We start from the raw sequence: 22,828 nt of genomic DNA on the forward strand, positions 1-22,828 counted from the left end.
CTACCTCACGTCAGGTCGCGCACGAACGACATCGAGATCATGCAGTTGGCGTCTACCGTGTTGTCGCTCGCACCGTGCTGGCTTACCTGTACCTGAATGGGCACACCCTTATTCCAACGCCCCTGCCAGGACACGTTGATGCGGTGGCGAATCCACGTCTGAGTCTCAATGAGACTGTCCTGACCGGCGATTTCCTCGTTGCCACGCATCACCCGGATGTGGACGAAATGCAAGTCGTTGGGCCGCCTCACAGTGGAGTCCGCCCACACGTTCACAGACAGATCCCAGAAACCCGTCTGCGGTGAGTAGATGTTAGATCCGCCCTGGTACATCCGGTGAGGGTCGTAGTCGGCCGCGCCCCACTTAAACGGAGCCCACCTTCCCTCGCCGGCCGGAACTTTCATGCCCGGTGCGCGGATTGCCGCGGCGATCGGCTTGGTGGGCTTGTTCGTACCGGTCTGACCGACCAGGAGCTGTGTCATGAGTGTCAGCCAGGTCATCTGCTGCTGCATCGCCTGGAGCCGACCGGCGACGGAGGGAAACTTCTTGGACGCACCGAAGTTGGCGACCGGCGCCGGAGTCTTGAGGGTCATCGTCCCGGTCTTCGGCGGCCAGGATGTGTTGCCGCTGGGCACCCACCCCGACCAGACGTGTGGGTTGACGCCCACAGTCTTCTCGACAGCCGCCAATTCGTTCTGGAGATCATTGACGTGAGCAGCCCAGATGACGTCGACTTGGTCCGTCTTCGGGGCGAAACTCCGAATCGACATGGGGTAGACAGCGGGCATGGCGCGGGCTCCTATACTCCGCCGCTGGCGGTGATCGCAATGTTGCCGACAATCGGAATTTCGTTGTCACGGCAGACGACATCGGCCGTCCCGGACTGAGTCAGGTCGGAGCGCGCCATCATCTGAATGACCGCCCACTCCACCCCCGGGACGTCCTGAATCGCGCGGTAGAGGTGCGAGATGGAGATGCGCGATCCGAAAGTCGTTTGGGGTGGCGTGAAGACCTTCTGAATGGCCTGCTGTACGGCCAGCTTGACCGTGTCGCGTCGATACCGCGGCTGCACGGAGACGAGCACAGGAAGAGTGCTGCTGCCGATGTTCACGGGCACCAACGTCCCGTTGACGACGGCGACGACGACACCAGACAGGGAGCGGGCTTGTACGTACTGGGCCACCGCGTCTCGCTGGCCTTCGCTCGGGAGGATGTTGTTGGGGCCGATGATGAAGATCGTCACTGCTGATGCGGAACGCACCACCGCGCGGGCGTCGGCCACGCCGGCGACGGCCAGGGCCAGGTCGGAGTAGTCGGTGGCGCTGACGGCCCTGCCCTGGGCGCGGAACACTCGGGGGGCATTGAGCCGGATCTGGTCGGTGGTCTCCTCGTCGGCACCGCCGGCCATGGGGGAGGAACCTGCGACCACTACGCCGGGGACCCCTTCGGCCAGATCGACGATGCTGCCCTGCGGGATGTTGCCGTGTGAGCCGCCGCCGGTGCGGTACGCCGCGGCGATGGTCAGCCCGGTGGCGGGGATCGCGCCGGTGACGCCGTCTCCGAAGGTGACCTTGGTGACGCCCTGGTCGTCGGTGACCGCCGTGAAGATCAGGTCGGAATCCCTCGCCAGCAGGAAATCATCGACACGGGTCCACTCCGTGCCGCCTACTCCGTCGTCCACGAAGATCCGCACGGTGTCGAGCAGCACGGGACTTTGCGCGAGCGTGAAGGTCTGGCTCTTGGTGCCATCGCTGCTGCCGATGTCCTCGACACGGACGGTCGTGGCCGGCTGCCCGGCGGTGGACGCGTACAGGGCCAGGGAGCGAGTGCCCTGAGTGGCGCCCTCGGCAACCAGGGCCACGACCTGGGGAGCGGGCTCGGTGTAGGCCGGCACGATGACGTCACTGGTCGTCTCGAAGGTCAACGGCCGGTCGATGGCCGGGATGTAGTTGGTGATGACCTGCGTGCCGGCCGGCAGGACGACGGGCGACGTCAGTCCGGGAGTGGGAGAGAACGCCACCTGGCCGGTGGAGGGGATCGCAGTGTGGGGCCGGTAGCCGAGCTGCTGCGCGATGGCCACGACGCTGGATCGCTGGGTCGCGGTCGCCAGAAAGGCTTCGTCCTGAATGCGGTCCTGGTAGAAACTGATGATGTCGCCGAGGTAGGCGAAAAGCTCCACCATGACGACGCCGAAGTCCGCCGGGGACCGAGAGGTCCACTCAGGGAGTACCTGCTGAGCGTACGCCAGCAGAGAATCGCGGTATCCAGTGAAATCGCGCGACGTGTAGTCGATACTCGCTACCGCACCGCTTTCGACTGCCACCACTCACACTTCCTCTCGGTCCCCGCCAGCGGGATCGATTCAGAAATGTGTGCCGGCTGATAAATGTGATTCTACGGTTCGCAGCGCGTGCCCGGTAATGCGCTACTCCGCGGTTGATACGACGGTGCCTCCGACCAGGACTCCGACGGTGCGGGTGGTGTCCTGCTCGGCACCGGGGGTGTCGCTGCGGGAGACCTGCACGTTGATGTGGACCGTACCGAGGTCATCGTTCACGTCGGCGACGACGGCCGACACGACGGCGCTGGGCTCGTACTGGCTGACGGCGTCGAGAACGGCTCGCTCAAGCTGGTCGTAGGCCACGTCCGCATCGACGGCGAAGAGGGCGGCAGACGTCGGCACACCGTAGGTGGCGCGCATCACCCGCTCGCCGGGCAGAGTGCCGACCAGGGCGTGGACGCGGTCCACGAGTTGCTCGCGAGGGTCGGTGGTGGAGGCCACTGCCCCGGTGTGGTCGATGGCGAACGGTGTGCGCATGGCGACGCTGACCGCGGAGTCCTTCGGGTCGGTGGTTTGGATTACCGCCGGCGCCTCGGCCGTCTCGACGGTGAGGGGGACCAGGGCGGCGGCGCGGGTGAGAGCGTCCCCGAACGCGAAGAAGGGCGGCATCCGGTTGCTCGGGTTGCTGAGTGCTGCCTGGCTCAGATCGCCGTCGAGGTAGAAGCTCTTGCGCAGGGAGCGCGTGAGGTCGATCTGGACGCCACCGCCGACCTTGGCCTTGTTGACGATGTTTTGCGGGTCGCTGCCTTCGAAACGCAGGGGCGGCGTGTCGACGACGAAGCCGGCCGCGGCGAGTTCCTGTGTGACGAGAGCCACGAGGACGTCATCGAGCCCGGAGACGTAGGCCACCTCCTCGTTCTCGCGCTGGTCTTCGACCCCGCGCAGTGAGATGGCGCGGGCCGCGTTGCCCACGTTCACCTGGCAGAACGGTTCGTCGAAGGTGACGGCGGGCAGGGCGAGAGTGCTGGCGGTGAGGTTGCTGAGTCCCTCGAAGCTGTAGTAGGCCCCGTTCTTGCCGGCACAGTAGGCGGCGAGCTGAGAGGTCGGCGGTTCGATGGCACCGCCGTGGATGGCGATGTAGACGAGGTAGTCGCCGACGCCGTACCGGTTCTTGATGTCGTAGTCGATGCCGAGGGTCTTGGAAGCGGCCAAGGCGCGGAAGTACGGGTAGTAGGTCACGGCGGCTCCTCAAATGATGCGGGCGCGAATGCCGGTCAGCGACAGGTCGTAAGGGGGTGCGGTGCCAGCGGGGAAAGTCGCTGCGATGACGCCGTTGTTCTGCATCTGAATGCGGGCTGCGGGGGTGTCGTGCTGCCCGACCGGGATGACGGTGATCGATTTGTTGTCGAAGGACGCGGTAGAGCTGGCCCCTTCAGTGCGGTAGACGGCGGTCACCGTGTAGGTACTGCCCGGTGTCATGCCGGTGATCTGCCGCGTGCCCGCCGCGGTGGCGTTGTCCGGGCCCTGTACCTCCGCGGACCGGTGGTCGTCAGCTTCGGCGATGACAGAGGACCCCTGGAGAACACGTACGCTCATGAGGGAGCGCCCAGTCGCGGTATTGTTCTGCATCTGGGCCACGAAGAAGACAACGGCTTCTCCGGAAGCCGGCGAGATGAAGCTAACGCTGGGCCCGTTAGAGTCGGTGACGTAGGTAGCACTTGTGGTCGAGGTGCTGAAACGGTACTCCGCGTGGGCGGTCCGCGAGTTGTACGCGGTGTAGTAGCTGGTGGCTACCGGAGCGTGATAGCCCTCCAAAGGCCGGGCGCCCAGAGGGAGATCCGCGAAAACGACGGGCGCACCCAGCGGAATGGCGCCGCTCGTCTCGACTGACCCTGACAGCTCGACCATGCCGTCCTGGGTGAGACGGTAGACGGGGTCACCCAACCACGACTTCGTCCAGCCGGCCCGGAGGGCAAGCGGACGCCAGGCGGATTCCGCTCGCGGCCAGTAGACGGGATAGTTCAGATCTCCGCCCTCGAAGGCGACAGTGACCTTGTCGCCAGGGGCCGCAATGCCGTACGACACCGGCTCCGCCCAGCCGGAAACCATGGTGCCGGTGAGCTGCGGGATACGTACCCGAACGCGCCGGCGCTTCAGCGGGTCGTCCGTCGCGACGACCAACCCCGCGTAGACACCATGGAGCGCGCTCATACGCCCCCTCCGGTGTAGGCGGCCCTCCAGCGGCCCGAGACGAGCACGGTTGGTGCCGCGCTCTTCGGGCGCTGTTGGACATTCAGCTCCAGCGCGCGAGCGCTGTTACGGCCGACGACGAGCCTCGTGCTGTACGTGCTCTTCTGGGGATACAAGTGGTTGATCTCCAGTTTGTGCACGGCGGAACGGACCATCCACATACCTTCGTTGGCGTCGCCCAGGCCGGCACCGCGCAGCTCGACGAGTGACCCCGGCTTCAGCCTCGGGTCCCCATTGACGACCGCGCGGGCTTCCACCCACAGCCAGTCGGCCTCGGCCCCGAGCAGCCGCTGAGACTGTGCGTAGGACTCGGCCGGCCGGGCGGTGTACTGGGCCGTCAGGAGCGGGTTCACGGGGTCACCCTGGACGGTGGTGCGAGGCTGAGCGTACGTGCTCTGGGTCAGCACGCTGGAGGTGCGGTTGTAGGCGACGGTCTCGTACCGGGCGCGCAACCCGCCGGCGGGGTCGGTGTCTCCCACGACGGCGGAGAACTCGCGGATGCTGTCGATGACGCCGGGCGACTTCCGCTGGTAGAACGTGGGCCAGGTGCCATCCGTCGCCGGCATCACGGTGCCGCGGTCGACGAACCACAGCCGGGTGTTGTCGCAGTACAGCCGGTATCCGATGCGGTCGGCCAGATCGTTGAGGTACTGCCAGTCGCTGGCGGCCTGGGTGCTCTGCTCGTAGACCTGGGCTGTGGCGTCGATCTGTGGCTGGAGGCTGTAGTCCTGAGCGATCTGCCGCGCAGTGGCCGAAGCCGTCATGCCGCGCCAGGTACGGTTCCGGCGCGTCTGCATCGGCATGCTCGCTCCGGTCAGGGTGTACACCACTGGCACCTGCACCGCGTACCCGAACCGCGGGTCCGCCTCATTGGCGACGGCCCGGCTGGAGGCGACGTAGCCGTACCAGTCGGCGGAGTCGTCGCTGTACCAGCCGAACTGGAGATGCACAGGGGTGTTCTCAGGCCAGACCGAACCGGCCGGCGTCCGCCACTGCTGTGCGGGGAACCGGGGGTTGTACGTGTGCATCACGGTCAGTTCAGCGATCTGGTGAGCGCCTTCGGCCTGATAGATCTCCACGCTCGACAGCCAGGCGGCCTTTTCCAGAGCGGGGCGCCGGGCGTACAGATGCGGCCGGTAGACCCTACGCCACGCCACGGGGCACCATGATCTGCTGACCGGCCGGCACCTGTGTCCAGTCCAAAATCTGGGGATTAGCCTCGGCGTACATCCACCAGCTCGACTCCGAGCCGTAGTAACGCGAGGCCACGTCGTCGACTCGGTCACTGGTGCGCCACCGATAGTCGCTGACCCGCAGCGACTGGTTGGCGGGGCGCCGATGCATGACCGCGAGCTGGAGTCGCCCACGGCGGTCGGCGACGAGCGCGGTTTCGTTGCGCTGGTATCGCGAGGTGATGTCAATGGCCACGGTTTCCTCCTCACACCCATCCGGCCGTGCTCATGAGCTGCATGGAGACGCTCACCGCGCAGCGCACGGGGGTCATGCGCTGGCTGAAGTGCGTGTATGTGATGTCCAGAGAAGAGACATAGCCGAAATACTCCATGCGGCTGAGCGCCGGCAGTTTGTCTCGCATGGCGGTGCGCGCCTGTCCGAAGCGGCACCACACCGGCCGCATCTGCATGACGCCGATGACGTTGTCCGCGTCCGCGGACGACTCGGCCGAGGATTCCGTTCCCTGGTTCCAGACGACCTGCTTTTCGTTGATGCCGACCAGGTTGTAGAGCACATGGATGTCCGCCATGACGCCGTAGGTGCCCTCGACGGTGTTGAATTTCGTCGGATCGCTCATCTCGTAGCTGCGGTCGAACAGCAGCGAGAAGGACAGGGTGCCGCCTGCGGCGATGAGCGGTGTGCCCGAGTCCTGGTCCGAGCGCGTGTACGCCGGCATGACCTGATTGGCGGCGTCGATGCCGTGGCTCACCTGCACCGTGGATGGGTTGTACAGAAAATTGAGCATGTAGAAGCGTCCGGACTGCCCTTTGGGAAACGCAGTGGTCATGTACCCGCGGTGCAGTCCGAAGCTGGAGCCCTTCTTCTCCCCGGGCAGGTAGGAAGGGATCGACTGGATTCGCGGGTCGAAGTTGTTTTCCCAGATACCCTTGCCAGGAAGGTTGGTGGAGTCCTTTTTCTTTTCGGCCATCACCAGCCACCCATCAGCGTCTTGATACGGTCGTCGGCCGCGATGTGGGTGACGAATGCCTGCGCCGCATTCTTGGCGCCCTCCGCGGTGGCCGCGGGCATCTGGACCACGACACTGCCCGCTTCGAACTGGAGCGTGACCTGGCCGGCCGACTGCTCGGAGCGGCTGCCCTGGCCGGAAGAGGGAGTCAGGCCCTGGTTGAGTAGGGCTTGGCGCACAGTGTGGGCCGTGTTGCGCTCCAGGACCATTTCGCCGCCGTGGAGTTTGACGTCGAGCCCTTCACCGGGCTGCCCCGGGACTTCCCAGGCACCGTCCGCGTACCAGTGCGGGTTCTTCGAGTTCCAAAAGTTCCACGCCTTCTGCGGAGATCCGTAACGCCGCTTGATGTAATTCAGGCCCCAGTCGATCTGCTTGGCCGGGGAATTACGCCACGCCTTGGTTGCCGTCTCCGGGTAGAGATTCGACATGGCCTGCGGGATTCCGTACGCGTCGGATGTGGGGTTGTCCGCCCAGTGCTTCCACCCGGATTCGCCCATCCACAGCTTGTAGAGGGCATCCCACTGCGAACCGGTCCAACCGCGCTCGGCGGCCATTTTCTTGCCGAGCTTGACGTTCGCCTGGACGTTGTGGGGCGCGTCCTTCCCCGCGTCTCCACCGGCGTCGGTGTTCTCCGCTTCCGCCTCTTCATCCTGTGTCGCCTGGGGCGTGCGGCTGATGGACTGGACACTGCCTCCGCCGCCGCCCAGGGCCGCGGCCAAGGCGTCAACCTCCTCCACGGAGCCGTACGCGGAGACGGTCAGGCCGCCACTGCCCGCTCCCTCACCGGTGGTCGGGTCCTTCTGTTCGCCGGACAGCGACTCGGTGGCTTCCATGCCACCTGAGAGAACGCGGCGGGCCCGCTTGAACTTGCTGTACATGGGCCCTTCGACCACGCCTCGGCCGGGGTTCGCAGCCTCGACGACCTTGCCGCCGCCCACGTACAGGCCCACGTGAGACAAGTCCTTGTAGAAGACGAGATCGCCGGCGCGGATCTCGTCCATGTCGATCTCTACGCCCTTGTCAATCTGGTCGTAGGTCGTCCGCGGCAGCTTCACACCTGCCTCGGCGAAAGCCTGCTGCATGAGGGAAGAGCAGTCCCAGGCATCGGGGCCGGTGGCGCCCAGGACGTACCGGTCGCCGACTTGGGCACGGGCGAAGGAGATCGCTTTGGACACGCCGCCGCCGGTGACACCGGGCTTGTCCGCCTTCTTCTTGCTGCCGCCCTGCTTGGACTCCGGTGTCCCCCTATCACCGCCGAACAGGCCCTTGGCCCAGTTCCAGGTGCTCTTGGCCCAGGAAGACTGATCGGTGCCCTCTCCCCAGTCGCCGAAGAACACATTCGAGCCGGAGTTCCATCCGGACTTCAGGCCCGTGCCGAGGGAGCCCCAGAAGCCGCCGCCCTTGGCGCTACCGGCCATGGTGCCGATGGTGTCGGCGAGCGGTTCGAGAGTCTTCTGGAGCAGCGAATGGATATCGGCGAGGGTGTTGGCCGACGCTTTGGCGGCGTCCAGAAAGGAAGCGCTAGCGGGGAGGTGGCCTTCCCGGTCCAGGCCCTGGAGGTAGCGCTGGGAGTCTTGGTAGCTGTCGCCAACGCTCGGCGCGTATTTCTTGATCTGGTCGCGGGCCTTCTCACCTTCTTCGTCCCGCCGGCCAGCGTCCTCGATGGTCCGCAGCGCCTGTTCCTCGCTCATCCCTTTCAGTCCCGACTTACGGGAGGGGTTCATCAGGTCGCGCAGCAGCTCGACCTGATTGCGCATCGCCTCCGCTGACTGACCGCTGAGGCCGGCCTGCCGGGCGAAGGCGGACATCGACATGGACAGGGAGCCGCCCTGAGCGAGCTGCGCAGCGAGCTGGGAACCGGAGAGGTTGCCGAAGTTGCCGTTGTTCACCCGCTGGGCCAGTGACAGGGCGATGGACGCGGAGCTGTTCTGGGCGCCGCCGGCGAACCGGGTCGGGGCCAAGCCGAACATTTGGGCGCTGTAAAACGCCTGGGCCGTGCCGAGTTCCTGTTGCATCTGGGCGGCGCCCTGAATGCCCAGGCCAGGAGTGACGTACGCGGCCGAGGACGCCCGGCGCATCTGCTGGGCGTACTGGTTCAAGGGGTTCTGCTGGAGGATGGCGTTGGCGCCGCCGAACACGTCCTCGTTGCTGGTTCCCCACATGATGGTGCCGTAGCGCTTCATCTCCCGGCCGTAGCCGCGCGCCCGGGTGCCGGCGGTGCCGGCGTCGTCGGGCCGCATGAGGGAGAAGCGGCGCTCGTACTGCCCCAGCATCTCCTCGAAGCCGCCGGCGTAGTAGGAGCGGGCGGCCCCCACGACGGCGCCGGCGACCTGCCCGCCCATCGCGATGCGGTTCATCGTGGTCTGGGTGCGCTGTTGGGCCTGGAGCCGTTGCATGTCGCTGTACATCTGCGCCATGCCGGCGGAGTGCTGGTTGTCCTGGAGCGTCCATTCGCGGCGCGTCCGGGCCTGGTTGTTGGCGTAGAGAATGGCCTGCTCGTCGAGCAGATCCTGTGCCTCCTGCCGCCGCCAGGCCGGGGCGCTCATGTTGTTGACGTTTCGGGTGCCGACCCGCAGTTGCCGGTCCCACTGGAGCCGCTGACGTTCCAGCTCGTCTTGCATGCGCTGCCGGGCGACGTTGTGGGCGTCGTACTGCTGGGTGTAGCGCTGCTGGAGCCGGCCGAGCTGATCCCCCGTGCGCTGTCCCTGGCTCGCGTTGGACGCCTGCCAGCCCATCGTGGACAAGCCGGCGGTGCTCGCGAACCGGTTCGTGAAAGTCGTGAATGCCCGGGTGAGCGCGTCGATCTGCTGCCCGAGGTTATTCGTGCCGAAAAGACGGCCGCCAGCGGGATTGGGGCCGGGCGGCGGGCCAGGCGGCGGCGGGGGAGTGGCCACTTACTGCCTCCTTTCGACTTCCCAGGCGGCTCGTGTCACCCAGTGGTGGCGCTCTCGAATGGAGAGGGATTTGATCTCGCTCAGCGACCAGGCGGAGTAGAACCGGGCGAGGATCTCGAACTCACCGAAGGCGCGGCCGTAGTTACAGTCCGCGAAACAGGACGGCCAGGTTGATCGGCAGCGGGACCTCCTCTCCGCACGTCTCGTGCGTGAAGGAGAAGTCCAGGAGGCGCGGTCCTGGCTGGGTCTTCACGAGGAACTCGGAAATGGCCTGCCGGTCGGCCATGGAGATGCTCTGGGCCGGCGGGCGCCGTACTTCGGTGCCGTCTGGCTGAACCAGGCGCAGGACGCAGCGGCTGAGGATTTCCGAATCCTGCTTGGCACGGTTGCCCTTGATGGCGAAGACCGCCTCCTGGTCCTGGCCGGTGGGAAGCCGTACGAACGCCTTGGCGCCCTTGCGTAGCGGCACCTCGAACTCGATGCGCTCGGGGTCCTCCAGCTCGACGGTGGGGACGGCGCTGAGATGGACGGTCAGGTCGACCAACTCGCCGCACGTCCGGCAGGGGAGCCGCTCGAATTCGAGGTCTTCGCCGAAGGTGCAGCGCCGGATGGCCATGATGAGCAGCTCTCGGTCGCCGATGAGCAGTTCGCCGGCGAGCTTGCGGCTCATGGGCTCGCCGCCGATGCTGACCACGCCCCGCAGCAGGAGGGCCTCGAAAACCTTGTACGGCACTCCGCCGACGCCGGCCGCGGCGATGGCTTCCTCGTCGTAGCCGTTGAGTTCACGCACTTCTGCGTCGCGGTACCAGACGCCGTCACGGTTGATTCCGCGGTAGAGAGTGACCTGATTGTCCCCGGGGTTGTCGATGGTCGGCCGGCCGGATTCGCGGTCCTCCGTGAGGAGCGCCTGGGTCGCGGCGGTGGCCTCTTCGGGATTCTCCAGGCCGCTGAGGGCCTTTCCGCCGAAGGTCTCGAAATCGGGGAGCACAATGGGCTCAGACATGTGTGGTCCTTCGAGTTGCGAGTGAATTAGGGCAGCGAGATTCCGGACCCGGGCCCGTACTTGTTCGCGATCTTGAAATCCCAGCCTTCGTGGGCGAGGGTGATCTGCTGGAGTTCGATGCCGTTCGCGCCTGCATCGAGATCACCGAATGCGATCGACGTTGGCCAGCAGTTGTATACCCGCCAGCCCGCCTTGTAGTAGACGGTCTTCGTCGTCACGGGGTGGTCGAGCAGGAAAATGTCCATCGTGGCGCGAAAGTTTTTCGAGCCGTCGTTTCCGCCGGTGCCCTGCATGACCATGAACAGTTGCTTGAGCCACGCGTAGATGTCGGAGTCGCCGCAGATCAGCCCACGGGAAAGGGTGATCGGGGCGAAGTCGGACTGGCCGGGCATCTTCTGCGTCGTGGTGTTCATGCCGCCCTGCCGGTACACCACCACGTCGGTGGTGATGCTCAGCCCGCTGACGGACATGAAACCGAGCTGATTGGAGCGCTTGGAGCTGTCCAGAGTCGAGTTCGCCAGATGGATTTGCACCTGGAATTTGAAATTTCGGAGCGGGTCCGTCTGGAGCTGGGCGAGGCTCGGCTTCTGGGTCGTGCTCGTGGTCGCCACGGTTCACCTCTCATTTCCCTGGTCGAGGGGCCGCCGGAAAGATCAGAAATGAGAGGCGGTCGTGCTACGGATGTCAGATGGTCGTGGTCTCCTGCGTGGAGTCCGTCACCGAAGAGACACCGCCCTGGTGCTGGCTGATCTCAATGACGATGAACTCGGAGGGGCTGGCCAGAGCCACACCGACAGCGATGCGGACTTCGCCGAGGGCCACTGTCTGCGGCGTGTTGTTGGTCTCGTCGCAGACCACGAAATACGCCTCGTCCGGGATGGTGGACTGGAGCTGGCCGGCCTGAGTGAGCGTCTGGAGCTGCTGTTGCACCAGGGCGGAGAGCCGGGCCCACAGATCCGGCCCGTTCGGCTCGAAGATCGCGAACCGGGTAACGTTCTCCAGCAGGTTCGCGACGTACATCAGCATGCGCCGGACGCTGATATACCGGTCGGGCATGCCCTGGCGCAGCGTGCGGGCACCCATGATGCAGTAGCCCGCCTGCGGCACCGGGCGGATGATGTTGACGCCGCTGTCGTTGAGGGCGTCGAGCTGGTCGCCGGTGAACAGGTGCTCCACCCCGACGGTTCCGACAAGGTCGTAGGCAACGCCGGCCGGGGACCGGTTGGGGCCCACCGCGGCGTCGGCCTGGCTGAACTGCCCCATCACCGCACCGGCAGGCGGGAGCATGCGGGTGCTGCTGACCGAGGAGCCCGCAGGGTCCGCGATCTGAATCCAGGGGCCGTAGAACGCCGCGTACGACGTCGGCGGGGCATAGGCGCCTGCGGTCTCCTGGTACTTGGTCGCCGCGGTGTCGGCGGTGATCGGCGCCGGCTGCCGCGGGGCATCGAGGACCAGGAAGGCCGACCGGCGGGACTCGGCCCAGACCAGGGCCGCGTTGACCTGGGTCGCCGGGGGGATGTGGTCCGGCATGCTCGTGTTGCCGCACAGGTTGACCAGCAGCACGTCCGAGACGGACGCGAACTGAGTGCTGAGCTGCTGCGCCAAGTTCACGGCCTGGACGCCGTCGGCCCCGGCGGACAGGGGGGCGTCAGTGACGAACTCCGGCAGCCACGAAGCATCGGGCGTCGCCCCCGTTCCCGGCGTCGCGGACGTCGGAGGCAGAAGGTTGGTGACCCGGATGTAATTCGAGCCGCTGGTCGCGGAGTTCACTACACCGACGATGTAGCGGGGGTCGGTCGGGCTGAGCGACAGATCCTGCCAGGTCTCCACCAGGTTGGCCTTCGCCGTGCCGCCGTACTTGACGAACAGGTGGAAGCGGCCGGTCGTCCAGCTCGGTGTCACGCTCACGTGGATCTTGTTGCCGTACTGGCCACGGCCGAGGGCCTCGACCTGGAGGGCATCCACCTCGGTGTACCCCTCAGCTGTGTCGAAGCTGGCCGGAGTATCCATTGGCTGGCCCGCGGTCTCGCCCTTGTAGGGGGTGATCTGCACGTGGTAGGTCGTGCCGGGCGCGAGGTTGGTGAAGGCTGCCTGCGGCTTGCCGCTCTCGGGCTGCTCCACCCACACGACCTGGGCGAAAGAGCCCTCGTCGGGACGCGTGACGACGACTTCGTAGGCGTCCACGGAGGTGAGCGGGGTGATCGCCGTCCATTCGATCACGAAGGCGGTCTGCTCGGGGTTGGCAGTCACCGGTGCTTCCGGGGTGACGAGCTGCACGCCGGTGACCTTGGCGGCGGGCGCGGTCCCTGGACCGGTCGGGGCGGTGCCGTCCGGAGTCGGAGTGATTGTCTCCGCCGGCGGGAGCGGTTGGTTCTTCACGACTAGGCGGGCGGCCACGCTGTCGGTGGGGGTGGCTCGGAGAATCCAGGCAGCGCGGCCCCCGTTCGAGAAGTAGGAGTACACCTGGAAAGGCATGTAGTTCAGGCCGTTTCCGAAGCCGCCGTACAGGCTCACGAACTGCTCCCAGCTCGTCACCTTGACGGGAGCGCTGGGGCCGGCATCGTGTGTGCCGACGAACGCGGCCACTGCCACGCCAGGCGCGCTGACCTGCTGGGGGAGAGGCTTCAGCGTCTCGGTGATGTACACCCCGGGGCGCCGGTACGGGAAAGTCGTGGGCGTGGTCATGCGGTATCAGCCTCCGAGGGGGTGACCACCTGTGGGGGACTCAGCTCGACGGTGTGGCCCTCGTCGAAATAGCGCTTGTCGAGCCAACTGATGAGGATTCGCTGGGCCGGCGTGAGGGTGCGGATGTCGTCGAGGAAGATTTCGCTGGAGACTCGGATCACCCACGAGGCGATGAAAAGTCTCTTCCCCTGTTCGTCCTTCGACTCGCTGTATTCCGGACCACCGAGAAGGTCCAGTCGGCGAACTGTTCCGTCTTCGCCTATGGGCAAGTAGCCGAAACGGGCGGGGAGAAAGTGGAAGCCAGTGAGCGCGCCGGTCATCTCAATGAGATGGGTCTCTTTCCGCGCGTAGGCGTCGATCTGGTAGTCGACGTTCACCGGGATGGGCATCTGCGCCATGTACGGCGACTGCTCGGGGTCCGCCATGTCGGACCACGACTCGTAGCCTTCCGGGGCGTAGTGCAGATTCACCATGCCCCGGTGCTCGCGGTCCTCATCCCGGGAGATCCGGGAGTGCGAAATGAGAATCAGCGGATAGGTGGCATCCGCCAGTTCGTACTCAGGGTTCCTGTACCGCACGGTGACCTTGCGGCCAGTACCGGAAGTGGCATCATGCACCGTCAGGCCCATGAGCTTCTGCTTCAGGGCCTTATCTTCGTTCAGAAGAAAGGGCACGTGGCACTCCGGTATGGGCGGTTGTGGATCGCCCCACCAGAATGCGTGCGCCTATTTGCGAGCAGTTAATGAGCGCTGAGTCAGAAGACGCCGATGATCTTCAGGATGACCAGCACGAGAAGCACGATGAGTACGAGACCGACAATCTGAGAGACAGTCATGGCGGCCAGCTCCTTCGGGATCGCTTTTGGCCTGCCGCCCCGAGCACGGCAGGCCAGGGCTCCTAATGGTCGTCCTGAACGCCCGGCTGCACCTGGGCGCCCTGGCCGCCGTGCCGGCCCTGGGGACCGCGGGACCCGTCGTCGCCTCCCTGCCGGCGGCGGTCGTCGCCATCGTCGTCTCGCTCGCGCCGGCCGCGGCCCGGACGGTCGTCCTCGTCCCCCTCGCCGCTGCTCGGGTCCTCCGGTGCGAAAGCTGCCCCACCCTCGGCGTAGCGGTAGCCCTCGCTCAGGGCCACGGACTCCAGCATGAGCTGGTTGCCCTCCGGCACCGAGTACTGCGACGGGTCCTCCAGCTCGATCGGGCCGTACTTGATCGTCATGTCGATGCCGTCGGCGTCCACCAGGACGTAGCGGGCCATGAGACCTCCTTGGGAAAAGGCATGGAGCGGTCACAAATAGGATCTGAACCTGAGCGTCGCACGTGGTGATATGCGCGAGTTAATCCCTAGAACCAAGCGGTTTCTGACCAGGACTTGACGGGCTTGGTGACCCAAGCAGTTCCATTCCACACCTTGAGAGGCTTCGGAACCCAGGCGCTCCCGTTCCAGACCTTCACCACGGTCGTCGGCTTTGTGTTGACGTTGTCGACCTGGGCCGGCTGGGTGATACTTCCCGCGTCCGCGTAGCCCTCGAAGTTCGTTCGAAGCGTTCCGAATTTCAGCCACTGCGGAGTGGGCATGCTCCGGCGCACGGTCCAGGTCGATGCGTCCGGACTGGTTTCCCAGTAGAAGGTGCCGCCCGCTTCCCGGAACCGGAACCAGCGGTGGGCCACTGGGTCGTACGGAATAGTCGTCGGAGACGCATCCCAATACCCGACCGCGTTTTCAAGCACCAGCGTCTGGTTCCAGACGACCCACTTGAAACGCACGAACGTCCCGTTGTCCACCGGCCCCAGAATGAGCGCCGAGAACGTGGTGTTGCTGCCGCCCGTGGGAATCTTGACGATCTCGGCGTAGTGGGTTGTGCCGGTGATCTCGTGCGGCGAATTTGCCATCAGGCCCGCGAACTGCTCGTTGGCCTGGGCGGAGACGCGGTGCCAGTTTTCGTTCCAGAATGTGTCGCCCCAGTACACGAACTGCGAGGAGATGCCGGTAGTGAACTTATCGACGACCTCGGAAGTGGGCTTCGAGAAGAGCCCGTCCGCCCCCGAAAATTCCACCCATCCCGGATTCGTGGTGATCGCCGTGCTGCCGGACACGAGGTCTGTGGTGCCAGTAGCGCCGTAGTACAGGGTGCCGCTGTAGGAAGTGGCGTCGGTATTGGTGGCCTGGTAGCCGAACTCGACCACGATCCGGTCGCCGATCTGAAGCGCAACCGCTCCGACCGCCTGCTCCGTGGCCGCGCCGCCTACTGCCGTTGTCGGCCACGTTCCGCTGCCCTGCCAGTTGTCCAGCAGTGTCCCGCGCACCGTGTCACTGTCTCCGGCCGTGACGTACATGTGCACCTGCGTAACCAGGGCGGCGGCCGTCGCCGACGCGAGACGGCCGACACAAAAATCAACCGTCCCCGACAGAGTGCCGGCCTTCCGCGCCGGCGGGCTGATCCACCGGCCCAGCAGGACACTGTTCGGCGCCGCCGAGGTCTCGGCCATGACCGACGTCGCAGAAGTGCCGGCGGGCTGGCGTCCGAGCAGCCCAGCAACGGTCGACGTGGCATCCGTCCACGCGCCGCGCTTCGTCGCCGGTGTGTAGGGCGCGGCGGAGGAGGTGAGCCAGAAGCGAGTGGCCACGAGGGTGCCTCAGTTCGTGTCGATCCACACGTCCCCGAGAGCGGGGTTGGTGGGTGCGGTGATCCCGACCGTGATCTTCGGGACGTTGATCTGCGCCGCGGGCACCTTGGCGTCGGCGCCCAGGCCGGCCACGCCGTTGGCCGCGCCCACCTTGTCCGACGAGAGGACGTTGCCGCCCGTGGTGGGCACTGTCTGGGGAGCGAGTTGCCTGGCGACCATCAGCCCACCACCGTGACTCGGAACGTGTCCGCGGCGTAGGAGCTGGCCGTGGTGACGCTGATGGTGTTGGCGTCGACCACGTTGAACTTCGCGCCCACCAGCTCGCCTGTCGAGATCTCCTTCAACGAGGGCTCCAGGATGTCTGTGGTGTTCAGGCCGTGCACGATGTTCAGCGGCGTCCCGCCGGTCAGGGCGCCGACGTTCGCGCTGTACTTGCCGACCGTGCCCAGGGCGGTGCGGGCGCCGGCCGCGGTGGTGGCACCGGTGCCGCCCTTGGCGATGGTGACCAGGCCGACGGTCAGGCCAGCAGCGGACTTCGCGAGGGTGGCGTCCGCCAGCTCCAGGCTGAATGTCGTGCCGGACAGCTCCAGGCCCTGCCCGTCGGCGGTGTAGGTCTGGCCGCCGGCGGTGTACTGCACCCACGTCTGCGTCCAGGCGCCGGGCGGACCGGAGGGGGTGGCCGTCTGGATGTACTGAGTGCCGGCCCGGGTCCCCTCGGCCACTGCCACGAGCGTGCCGTCGAGGATCTCCCCGGTCGCGTCGGCGTCCGTGCGCCGGGTGGCCGGCTGACCGGACCCGGGGTAGGTGTAGAGGCCGTTCTGGGTGCCGGTGGTCTGTGCCGCCGCGAGGAAGGTGTTGTTGGCGGCCATCGTGACGCCGTCGATCGTGGCCGGCAGATTCGACAGGTCGATGTTGGCGGTCGCCACGACTCGGACCGGGTCCTTCACCCCGGCGATGCCCGCGCGCAGGTTGTCCGCGTACTGCTTCGTCACCAGATCGGTTGGAGCCGTGGGGTCGGCCGCGTTGGTGGCCCGCTGGCCGCCCAGGGAGACGGCACTGCTCGGCGCGGCGAACTGGTCGAGCCGGTACGCCTGCACCACGGCGGCGAGGTCGCTGATGGTGCTCGCCGCCTGGGTGCCGGTGTGGTCTGCGCGCGAGAGCGGGTCCTTCCACACGCTGGCGTTCCAGAACTTGACCGTGTGGTTGACGGTGTCCGTCCAAAGCTGGCCCTCGACGGGCGTGGTGGGTGCGGAACTGGCGCTTTCCGGCACGAGGCCCTGGACGGGCAGCTTGTTCAGCCGTACCGGGAACCGGAAATCGGTAGTGGCCATCGGGCGCTCCTAGTGCAGTACTGCTGAGCCGGTCTCCGCGAACGCGAAGCGGACCAGCACGGTGGTGGGGGTGGGGTATTCGACGGAGCCGCCGATTTCACGACCTGCGACGTCGTACAGACTCACGGCCGGCCGGTACGGCATGGTGTGCGGGATCGTCCACTCCGTGCTCGCCGAGGTCTGGGTGAATTCCTGCGGCCTCGGGGCGACCCGGGCTTCAAGGGCGTCGAGTTGCTCGCTGGTGACTTCTCCTGGGTCACCCTTGTCGCCCTTGGCGCCCTGGGGGCCTGCGACCGGCAAATAGTTGCCGGCGTAGGGCGAGACGGGGGCGATGTCCGCCAGGTCGACCGGCCCGGTGCCGCCGGGCAGCATGATGTGGAAGATCCTGGGAGGGATGCCCTTCAGCTTCTCGGTGACCTGGTAGGACCAGCCCTGCGGCGACATGCCGGGCACGTCAGTGGGGATGAGATCGACCTCGAACGCGCCGGTGGAGTCCAGGGTGACCTTTGCTGCGGTTGTGGCGATGACATCGGACGCTGGCAGGGTCAGGACGGACGGCGGCGCGAAGGCCACTGTCCCCGACAGTGGTGTCCCGTCGGGGGCGATGTAGCGGCCGGTGAGCCGGACAGAAGGGACGCCATCCGGTACGGCCTTGGTGAAGACATCAGGAGGAATAAGGGTCATCGCTCTCTTCCTCCGGGGTGATCACCGTCTGCGCCATCTGCTCGGGCGTGACGGCCGGCAGCTCGGTCGGGTCGGTGAGGTACTGCGCGAACTGGGGGTCGTTGACCAGCTCGTCGTTCTGGATTTGCTGGGCCTCGATGACGACCACGACGTCCCGCCGGCGAATCTGGCCGAGGACGTTGAGCCGCTGCACGCCGTAGAGGGCGTTGTCGTACGCGATGCGGTCGCGCTGGAAGCTGCCGTGCTTGATGTCCATTTCGGTGAGCCCGAACTTGACGAGCTGGTCGTATTCCAGGACCACACGCAGCGTGTCCGTGATGTAGAGGCCGCTGTCGCGGGGGTCGGTGTTGGCCGATTCCACGTGCGTGACGTGCAGGGCCGGGAGCTGCCAACGGCCGTAGTAGACACGGCCGGCGCCGGTGGCCTCGTCGTACACCTCGTGCATTTCCGACTCGGCGTGCTGGAACCGGAAATAGGTCACCGAGTCACCTGTGCGGGCCTGCCAGCCCCGCAACGCCCTGTGGATCAGGGTGGTCTCCGTGTTGACACCGAAGCGTCCACGCTTCCAGTCCGCGCGTCCTTGCACAGCCGGTCACCCCCACGTGCCCGGGTAGAGCGGCGAGGGGATTCCGGACTCGTCGTCGTAGGCGTCGCCGTCGATGGGCGGAAGAAGCCGCTCGGGCTTGGACGTGTCGTCGTACTCGCGGGCCTGGAAGAGAGGCACGAGCCTGTTCGTCGTGCGGGAAATCCGCCGGAGCTGGAACATTTCGATCCGGCCGAGCCCGACATTGAGCTGCTGGGCGAGGTTGTTGTAGCGGTCCTGGATTTGCGCCAGATGCTCCATGAGCTGCCGGTACCGCTGGCTGCGGGGCACGAAGGTGCCCTCGCTGGTGTTGACGTCGATGTCCGTGCTCGCGTCGGTCGCGAGTGTCCAGAGGACGTTGACCACGGCGAGGTAGGCGACCAGCGGCTCTTCGACCGCCGGCAGATTCTCCAGGTCGATGGGCTCCAGGTCGTAGCGGATGTGCCCGTGTCCGTCGCGGTAGCGGGTCCGCAGTGTGCGGCCGTAGGTGTGCTGGTTCATCGCGTCGGCGACGTACGTCTCCAGGTCCGCATCGCTGAACATGCCCTCGGAGGTGCCGCGGACGATGAGCGTCTGGCCGTGCTTGAGCGGGCTGTACGCCGGGTTTATCAGCAGGATGCTGCCTTCGGCCGGGTTGAGGACGTAGTCCGTGTCCTCCACCAGCTCGACGGTGCTCGCGGGGTCGGCAACGGTGACCTTGGCCTGCACGGACGAGACGTTGACCTCGCTGAGGTCGTACGACGACAGCTCGTCTCCGCCGACGAAGGTGTCCACGAACGGGGCGCTGAAGTCCCCGATCTCGGACCGGACCCGTCTGATGATTCCCGCGAGCGTCGCCACGTCAGGTCACCGCCAGCGTCATCGTCAAGCTGCCGGCCGCGAGCTGGAGGGCCTGGTTCTGCGCCGTGGTGATCGGCGAGCCCAGATTCCATGCCATCAGACACAGCCCGGTCGGCTGGCCCGCAGAGGACGTCATGCGAGTCACCAGCGCGGCCCCGGTGATCGGTGCTGCCAGACCGGCAGGGTCGCTGAAGGGGCCGAACTGGACGAGGTCCGTGTTCGTGGCGGTCCTGCTGCCGGGGGAGGCAGCTCCCCAGGGGATGGGCTGCCGCGCGTAACCGGTGCCGGCGGCCTCGCTGCCGACCAACGTAGTCATGTCGGTCTGGGCGTCGGTGACGACCTGGGTGAGCAGCATGAGGTACGTCGTCCGCGGCTGGGGAATGCCGGCCGCGGTCTTCGCCTGCCACTCGGCTTCCAGCGTCGTGGTGCGGCCGGTGAGGAAGTCGAGCGCGGACACGGCGCCCTGCACCGCGATGAACCCGTTGGCGGCCATCAGCCACCGCCAGCCATCTGCGCCTGCCAGTCCGCGTACTCCGGAGGTTCCTCGCCGGGGCCGACCAGGGCGCAGAACTGCGACTCAGGGAGAGAGATGTGGTGCTGGGAGAGCCGGCCGGGCGCGGTCTGCTCCAGCCACATGGCGACGACGGTGTCTTCGGCGCTGTACCCCACGCCGGCCGTGGCGGGTGCGACCACGTCCAGGACGAGGAGCATGCGGCCGTGCTCCTGGACCTCATCGCCGCCGGGGGGCCGGTACCGGTGCGTGCGCGTCAGCATTCCGACGCCCTCCCCGAAATCGGAGAGCAGCCGGTACCACTGACCCTTGGCCGGGGTGTCCTCGGTTTCCGCGAGGCTCTTCAGTTCCGCCACGAGGGCGCCCCTTTCCTTTAGGAGAGCCACTGCCAGACGTAGCCGAGCCGGTCGAGATGCAGGGCGACGTTGAGGGGGACCTCGTAGACCTGACCCTCCTTGAAATCGAAATCCGTGCCCTGACCGATGGTGACCTTCTCCAGATCACACGCGATACGGATCTTGACCTTTTCCGGAGGCAGCTCGACGGGCGTGTCCGTGGAGCTTTCCTCGGACACGGCCTGAATGGTTCGCCCCTTCTCGTCGAGAGAAATGGGCTGATCAAGATTCGCGGCAGCCTCGGCATGCTGCATGGCGAGTTCGCCCTTGCGCTTCGCCAGTTCTTCGGCGTGCTGCTCGGCGAGGATCGCCTTCTTGTTCCCGGTGTGATCCTTCGGATTCCGCTTGGTGCGCGGGTTCGCGGGCACGGTTGTTCTCCTAGCGAGTCGAGTGAGGAATCCGGGGCGGCGAGAGTCGATTACCGCCGCCCCGGAGAATAGGGCCGACCGGCTTGATCAGTTGGTCACGCACTGCACCACGGCGTAATCCGTGATGAGCCCAAGACCGAAAATCGAGTACCACGCCAGCGCGTGCTCGCGGCCGAAGTCGAGCACACCGCCGTCGCGCAGCTCGACGGGGAGGGAGATGGCGTGACCCGCCGCGTTGTCCCCGATTACCAGAGCGCGGTAAAGCGGGTTCGCCGGCGCGTTCGGGTTGGACGGCGTAGACGTCACCTCGGGAATGGCCGGGGTCGATCCGGACGCAGTCCGGGCGGGCTGGCCACCCCACTTCTGAGCAGTGTTCGTCGGAATGTTGGTTCCGAGCTGCTGGGTAGCCGGCGGGGTCGTGTTGCCCTGGAAGACCTGGGTGGTCTCGATGAACACCACGTCGTTCAGGCGGCCAATCTCTCCGAGCATGAAATTGCCCGGAGCGGCATACTTCGTGACCTCAATGAATTCGGGGTCATCGCGAAGCCGACGGCTCTGATGCGGGTGCACGAATGCCACGTAGGTCTCGCCGAGCCGCGGGACGTTCTTCGTGGCGAGGGTCTCTACGGCGTCCTTGACCAGCGCGGAGGTGAAGTAGAAGCCGCCGTTGGTCGCCATGGTCGCCTCGGAATCGGCGAACATTCCCCGGTCGTACGGAGAAAGCGGAGTACGCGCGGCTCCGGCCGACCAGGATGCGAGCTTGTCGTATCCGTAGAGGACCGACGGGGCGCCCATGAAGGTGTCCCTCGCGAGCGCATCGATGTACTGGGCCATGTTCCTCCCCAAAAGGCGAGCGCCCGACGCCATTACGTCGTCGAAGCTCGCGTTGAGGAGGAGTTCGGTCACCGCGATGGCGAATCCGTGTTCCGCGACGGTGATGGTGATCTGCTCGGCGGACAGTGCGTGCGTTTCCATTCGCACGCCTTCCACGAGCTGCTGAGCGCCGTCGAGCGACCGGTACCTCATGAAGTTCACCGTGAGGCCGGGGGCAGTCCCGAGTTCGGTCTTCTTCACAAGAAATTGCTCGAAACGCAGCACCGGCATCGCCTGGAACAGAATTTCCTTGCTCCAGATGGTCTGGATGGCCGGCGTGAGCATCGTGGAGTTCGCCGCCTGGTAGGCGGTCGGCGTGGGCGACAGGACCGGAGTCCCGGTGATTCCGCTTGCCACGGGAACCTCTCATTCCGTGATCGGCCGCCGGAATGAGTAGGAATGAGAGGCGGACCTGGTAGGGAGCTGGTCAGTCGAACAGCCCGCGGTTGCTGGAGTTGCTGGCTGCCGAGCCGAGAAGCTGAGAGCGGTACTTCGCGAATTCGGACATCGGCATGTTCTTGATGTCGTCGACCGAAAGCTGCCGGGCGCCGGCGTCACCGTCCGTCGGACCGTTTCCGGTGTAGCCGGTAGCGGAAACGCCGCGCATCTGCGAGCGAGCCTGCTGCTGCGCCGACTGCATCGACTGGAAGATGGCGTCCGTCTTCGCCTTGAGGATTTCGATCGACTGATCCACCTCTTCGCGTGTGTTACCGCTGACGAGGTCGACCAGTTCGGGAGCGATGTTGTTCCGCTCCGCGCCGATTCGTTCCTGAATGTATGCACGGAGCGCGTTGTACTCGGCCTCCTTCGCGAGGGCCGCGCGCTCCTGCTCGCGCTCCGCCTGAAGCTCCTGGAACTTTCGCTCCCATTCCGTGGAGCGCTCCTCGACGAGCCGCTTGGCGGACATCTCCGCCTCCGCCTTTTCCTTGGCGGCCTGCTCCTCCGCGGCCTGGCGCTCGGCCTCGGCCTGCTCTCGCGCCTCACGCTCCTCGCGCAGGGCCTTCAGTTCGGCTTCGAGGGCCTGGAGCCGCTCGTCACCCTTGGTCAGGCGCGAGTAGAGCTTGTCCTTCTCCTCCTGGCGGACCTGCTCCAAGTCCGCGGCGGTGAAGGTGCGCCCGCCCTGGCCCGGCTGCTGTTCGGCCGGCGGATTGGCGTCGGTGCGTACGGTCACGGTGCCGTCGGCGTTCGCCTGCGCGCCACTGCCCGGGTGGGCCGGGGGCCCCGGCGGGTTCGGCGGAGAGGGGTTCGGGTTGTCTGGCACTGCTTCACTCCGAATCGGGTGGAGCCGCCGGAACGATTAGAAATG

The 22,828-nt window shown here is 66.2% G+C and carries 24 protein-coding genes; all 24 read right to left on the minus strand.

The window, feature by feature from the left end:
• Window positions 1–5: 5 nt before the first annotated feature.
• Complete coding sequence (locus ACLGIH_RS20065; protein ID WP_416526628.1) at window positions 6–788, minus strand: hypothetical protein; 783 nt, start codon at window positions 786–788, stop codon at window positions 6–8.
• Window positions 789–799: 11 nt separating this feature from the next.
• The gene (locus tag ACLGIH_RS20070) at window positions 800–2,326 is read right to left on the minus strand and encodes a baseplate J/gp47 family protein (RefSeq protein ID WP_416526629.1); all 1,527 of its coding nucleotides are present in this window, start codon (window positions 2,324–2,326) and stop codon (window positions 800–802) included.
• 99 nt (window positions 2,327–2,425) lie between these two features.
• Window positions 2,426–3,520: a poly-gamma-glutamate hydrolase family protein gene (locus ACLGIH_RS20075; protein ID WP_416526630.1), complete on the minus strand. Its 1,095-nt coding sequence runs from the start codon at window positions 3,518–3,520 to the stop codon at window positions 2,426–2,428.
• Window positions 3,521–3,529: 9 nt separating this feature from the next.
• Window positions 3,530–4,492 carry a phage baseplate assembly protein V gene (locus ACLGIH_RS20080; protein ID WP_416526631.1) on the minus strand — a complete coding sequence of 321 codons (963 nt, stop codon included), beginning with the start codon at window positions 4,490–4,492 and terminating at the stop codon, window positions 3,530–3,532.
• Entirely contained in the window at window positions 4,489–5,688 is a 1,200-nt protein-coding gene (locus tag ACLGIH_RS20085) for a phage late control D family protein (RefSeq protein WP_416526632.1), read from the minus strand. Before ACLGIH_RS20085 ends, ACLGIH_RS20080 begins: the two co-directional genes overlap by 4 nt.
• Complete coding sequence (locus ACLGIH_RS20090) at window positions 5,675–5,959, minus strand: hypothetical protein (protein ID WP_416526633.1); 285 nt, start codon at window positions 5,957–5,959, stop codon at window positions 5,675–5,677. Before ACLGIH_RS20090 ends, ACLGIH_RS20085 begins: the two co-directional genes overlap by 14 nt.
• A 10-nt stretch (window positions 5,960–5,969) precedes the next feature.
• Entirely contained in the window at window positions 5,970–6,692 is a 723-nt protein-coding gene (locus ACLGIH_RS20095; protein ID WP_416526634.1) for a hypothetical protein, read from the minus strand.
• Window positions 6,692–9,625, minus strand: a complete 2,934-nt coding sequence (locus tag ACLGIH_RS20100) for a C40 family peptidase (protein ID WP_416526635.1) — start codon at window positions 9,623–9,625, stop codon at window positions 6,692–6,694. Before ACLGIH_RS20100 ends, ACLGIH_RS20095 begins: the two co-directional genes overlap by 1 nt.
• A gap of 142 nt (window positions 9,626–9,767) precedes the next feature.
• Entirely contained in the window at window positions 9,768–10,628 is an 861-nt protein-coding gene (locus ACLGIH_RS20105; protein WP_416526636.1) for a T4 family baseplate hub assembly chaperone, read from the minus strand.
• Window positions 10,629–10,654: 26 nt separating this feature from the next.
• Entirely contained in the window at window positions 10,655–11,239 is a 585-nt protein-coding gene (locus ACLGIH_RS20110) for a phage tail protein (RefSeq protein WP_416526637.1), read from the minus strand.
• 73 nt (window positions 11,240–11,312) lie between these two features.
• The gene (locus ACLGIH_RS20115) at window positions 11,313–13,313 is read right to left on the minus strand and encodes a fibronectin type III domain-containing protein (protein ID WP_416526638.1); all 2,001 of its coding nucleotides are present in this window, start codon (window positions 13,311–13,313) and stop codon (window positions 11,313–11,315) included.
• A complete protein-coding gene (locus ACLGIH_RS20120; protein ID WP_416526639.1) occupies window positions 13,310–13,987 on the minus strand; it encodes a hypothetical protein in 678 nt (225 codons plus the stop codon). Before ACLGIH_RS20120 ends, ACLGIH_RS20115 begins: the two co-directional genes overlap by 4 nt.
• Before the next feature lie 223 nt (window positions 13,988–14,210).
• Complete coding sequence (locus ACLGIH_RS20125) at window positions 14,211–14,567, minus strand: hypothetical protein (protein ID WP_416526640.1); 357 nt, start codon at window positions 14,565–14,567, stop codon at window positions 14,211–14,213.
• Window positions 14,568–14,653: 86 nt separating this feature from the next.
• The gene (locus ACLGIH_RS20130; protein ID WP_416526641.1) at window positions 14,654–15,937 is read right to left on the minus strand and encodes a hypothetical protein; all 1,284 of its coding nucleotides are present in this window, start codon (window positions 15,935–15,937) and stop codon (window positions 14,654–14,656) included.
• Between the two features lie 9 nt (window positions 15,938–15,946).
• Complete coding sequence (locus tag ACLGIH_RS20135; RefSeq protein WP_416526642.1) at window positions 15,947–16,156, minus strand: hypothetical protein; 210 nt, start codon at window positions 16,154–16,156, stop codon at window positions 15,947–15,949.
• Window positions 16,156–17,268, minus strand: coding sequence for a hypothetical protein (locus ACLGIH_RS20140; RefSeq protein WP_416526643.1), 1,113 nt, complete (start codon window positions 17,266–17,268; stop codon window positions 16,156–16,158). The genes ACLGIH_RS20135 and ACLGIH_RS20140 overlap by 1 nt, the downstream gene beginning before the upstream one ends.
• A 9-nt stretch (window positions 17,269–17,277) precedes the next feature.
• On the minus strand, window positions 17,278–17,952 hold the full coding sequence (locus ACLGIH_RS20145) for a hypothetical protein (RefSeq protein WP_416526644.1): 675 nt from the start codon (window positions 17,950–17,952) through the stop codon (window positions 17,278–17,280).
• Window positions 17,933–18,538: a hypothetical protein gene (locus ACLGIH_RS20150; RefSeq protein ID WP_416526645.1), complete on the minus strand. Its 606-nt coding sequence runs from the start codon at window positions 18,536–18,538 to the stop codon at window positions 17,933–17,935. The genes ACLGIH_RS20145 and ACLGIH_RS20150 overlap by 20 nt, the downstream gene beginning before the upstream one ends.
• 6 nt (window positions 18,539–18,544) lie before the next feature.
• Complete coding sequence (locus ACLGIH_RS20155) at window positions 18,545–19,375, minus strand: hypothetical protein (RefSeq protein ID WP_416526646.1); 831 nt, start codon at window positions 19,373–19,375, stop codon at window positions 18,545–18,547.
• A gap of 1 nt (window position 19,376) precedes the next feature.
• The gene (locus tag ACLGIH_RS20160; protein WP_416526647.1) at window positions 19,377–19,868 is read right to left on the minus strand and encodes a phage tail fiber protein; all 492 of its coding nucleotides are present in this window, start codon (window positions 19,866–19,868) and stop codon (window positions 19,377–19,379) included.
• Entirely contained in the window at window positions 19,868–20,242 is a 375-nt protein-coding gene (locus ACLGIH_RS20165) for a hypothetical protein (protein ID WP_416526648.1), read from the minus strand. Before ACLGIH_RS20165 ends, ACLGIH_RS20160 begins: the two co-directional genes overlap by 1 nt.
• A gap of 17 nt (window positions 20,243–20,259) precedes the next feature.
• Window positions 20,260–20,649 carry a hypothetical protein gene (locus ACLGIH_RS20170; protein ID WP_416526649.1) on the minus strand — a complete coding sequence of 130 codons (390 nt, stop codon included), beginning with the start codon at window positions 20,647–20,649 and terminating at the stop codon, window positions 20,260–20,262.
• An 87-nt stretch (window positions 20,650–20,736) separates the two neighbouring features.
• On the minus strand, window positions 20,737–21,879 hold the full coding sequence (locus ACLGIH_RS20175) for a N4-gp56 family major capsid protein (RefSeq protein ID WP_416526650.1): 1,143 nt from the start codon (window positions 21,877–21,879) through the stop codon (window positions 20,737–20,739).
• 70 nt (window positions 21,880–21,949) lie between these two features.
• Window positions 21,950–22,783, minus strand: coding sequence for a hypothetical protein (locus ACLGIH_RS20180; protein ID WP_416526651.1), 834 nt, complete (start codon window positions 22,781–22,783; stop codon window positions 21,950–21,952).
• Window positions 22,784–22,828 lie beyond the last annotated feature (45 nt).

The sequence above is a fragment of the Streptomyces hamibioticus genome, from assembly GCF_047946815.1.
Taxonomy (GTDB): Bacteria; Actinomycetota; Actinomycetes; order Streptomycetales; family Streptomycetaceae; genus Streptomyces.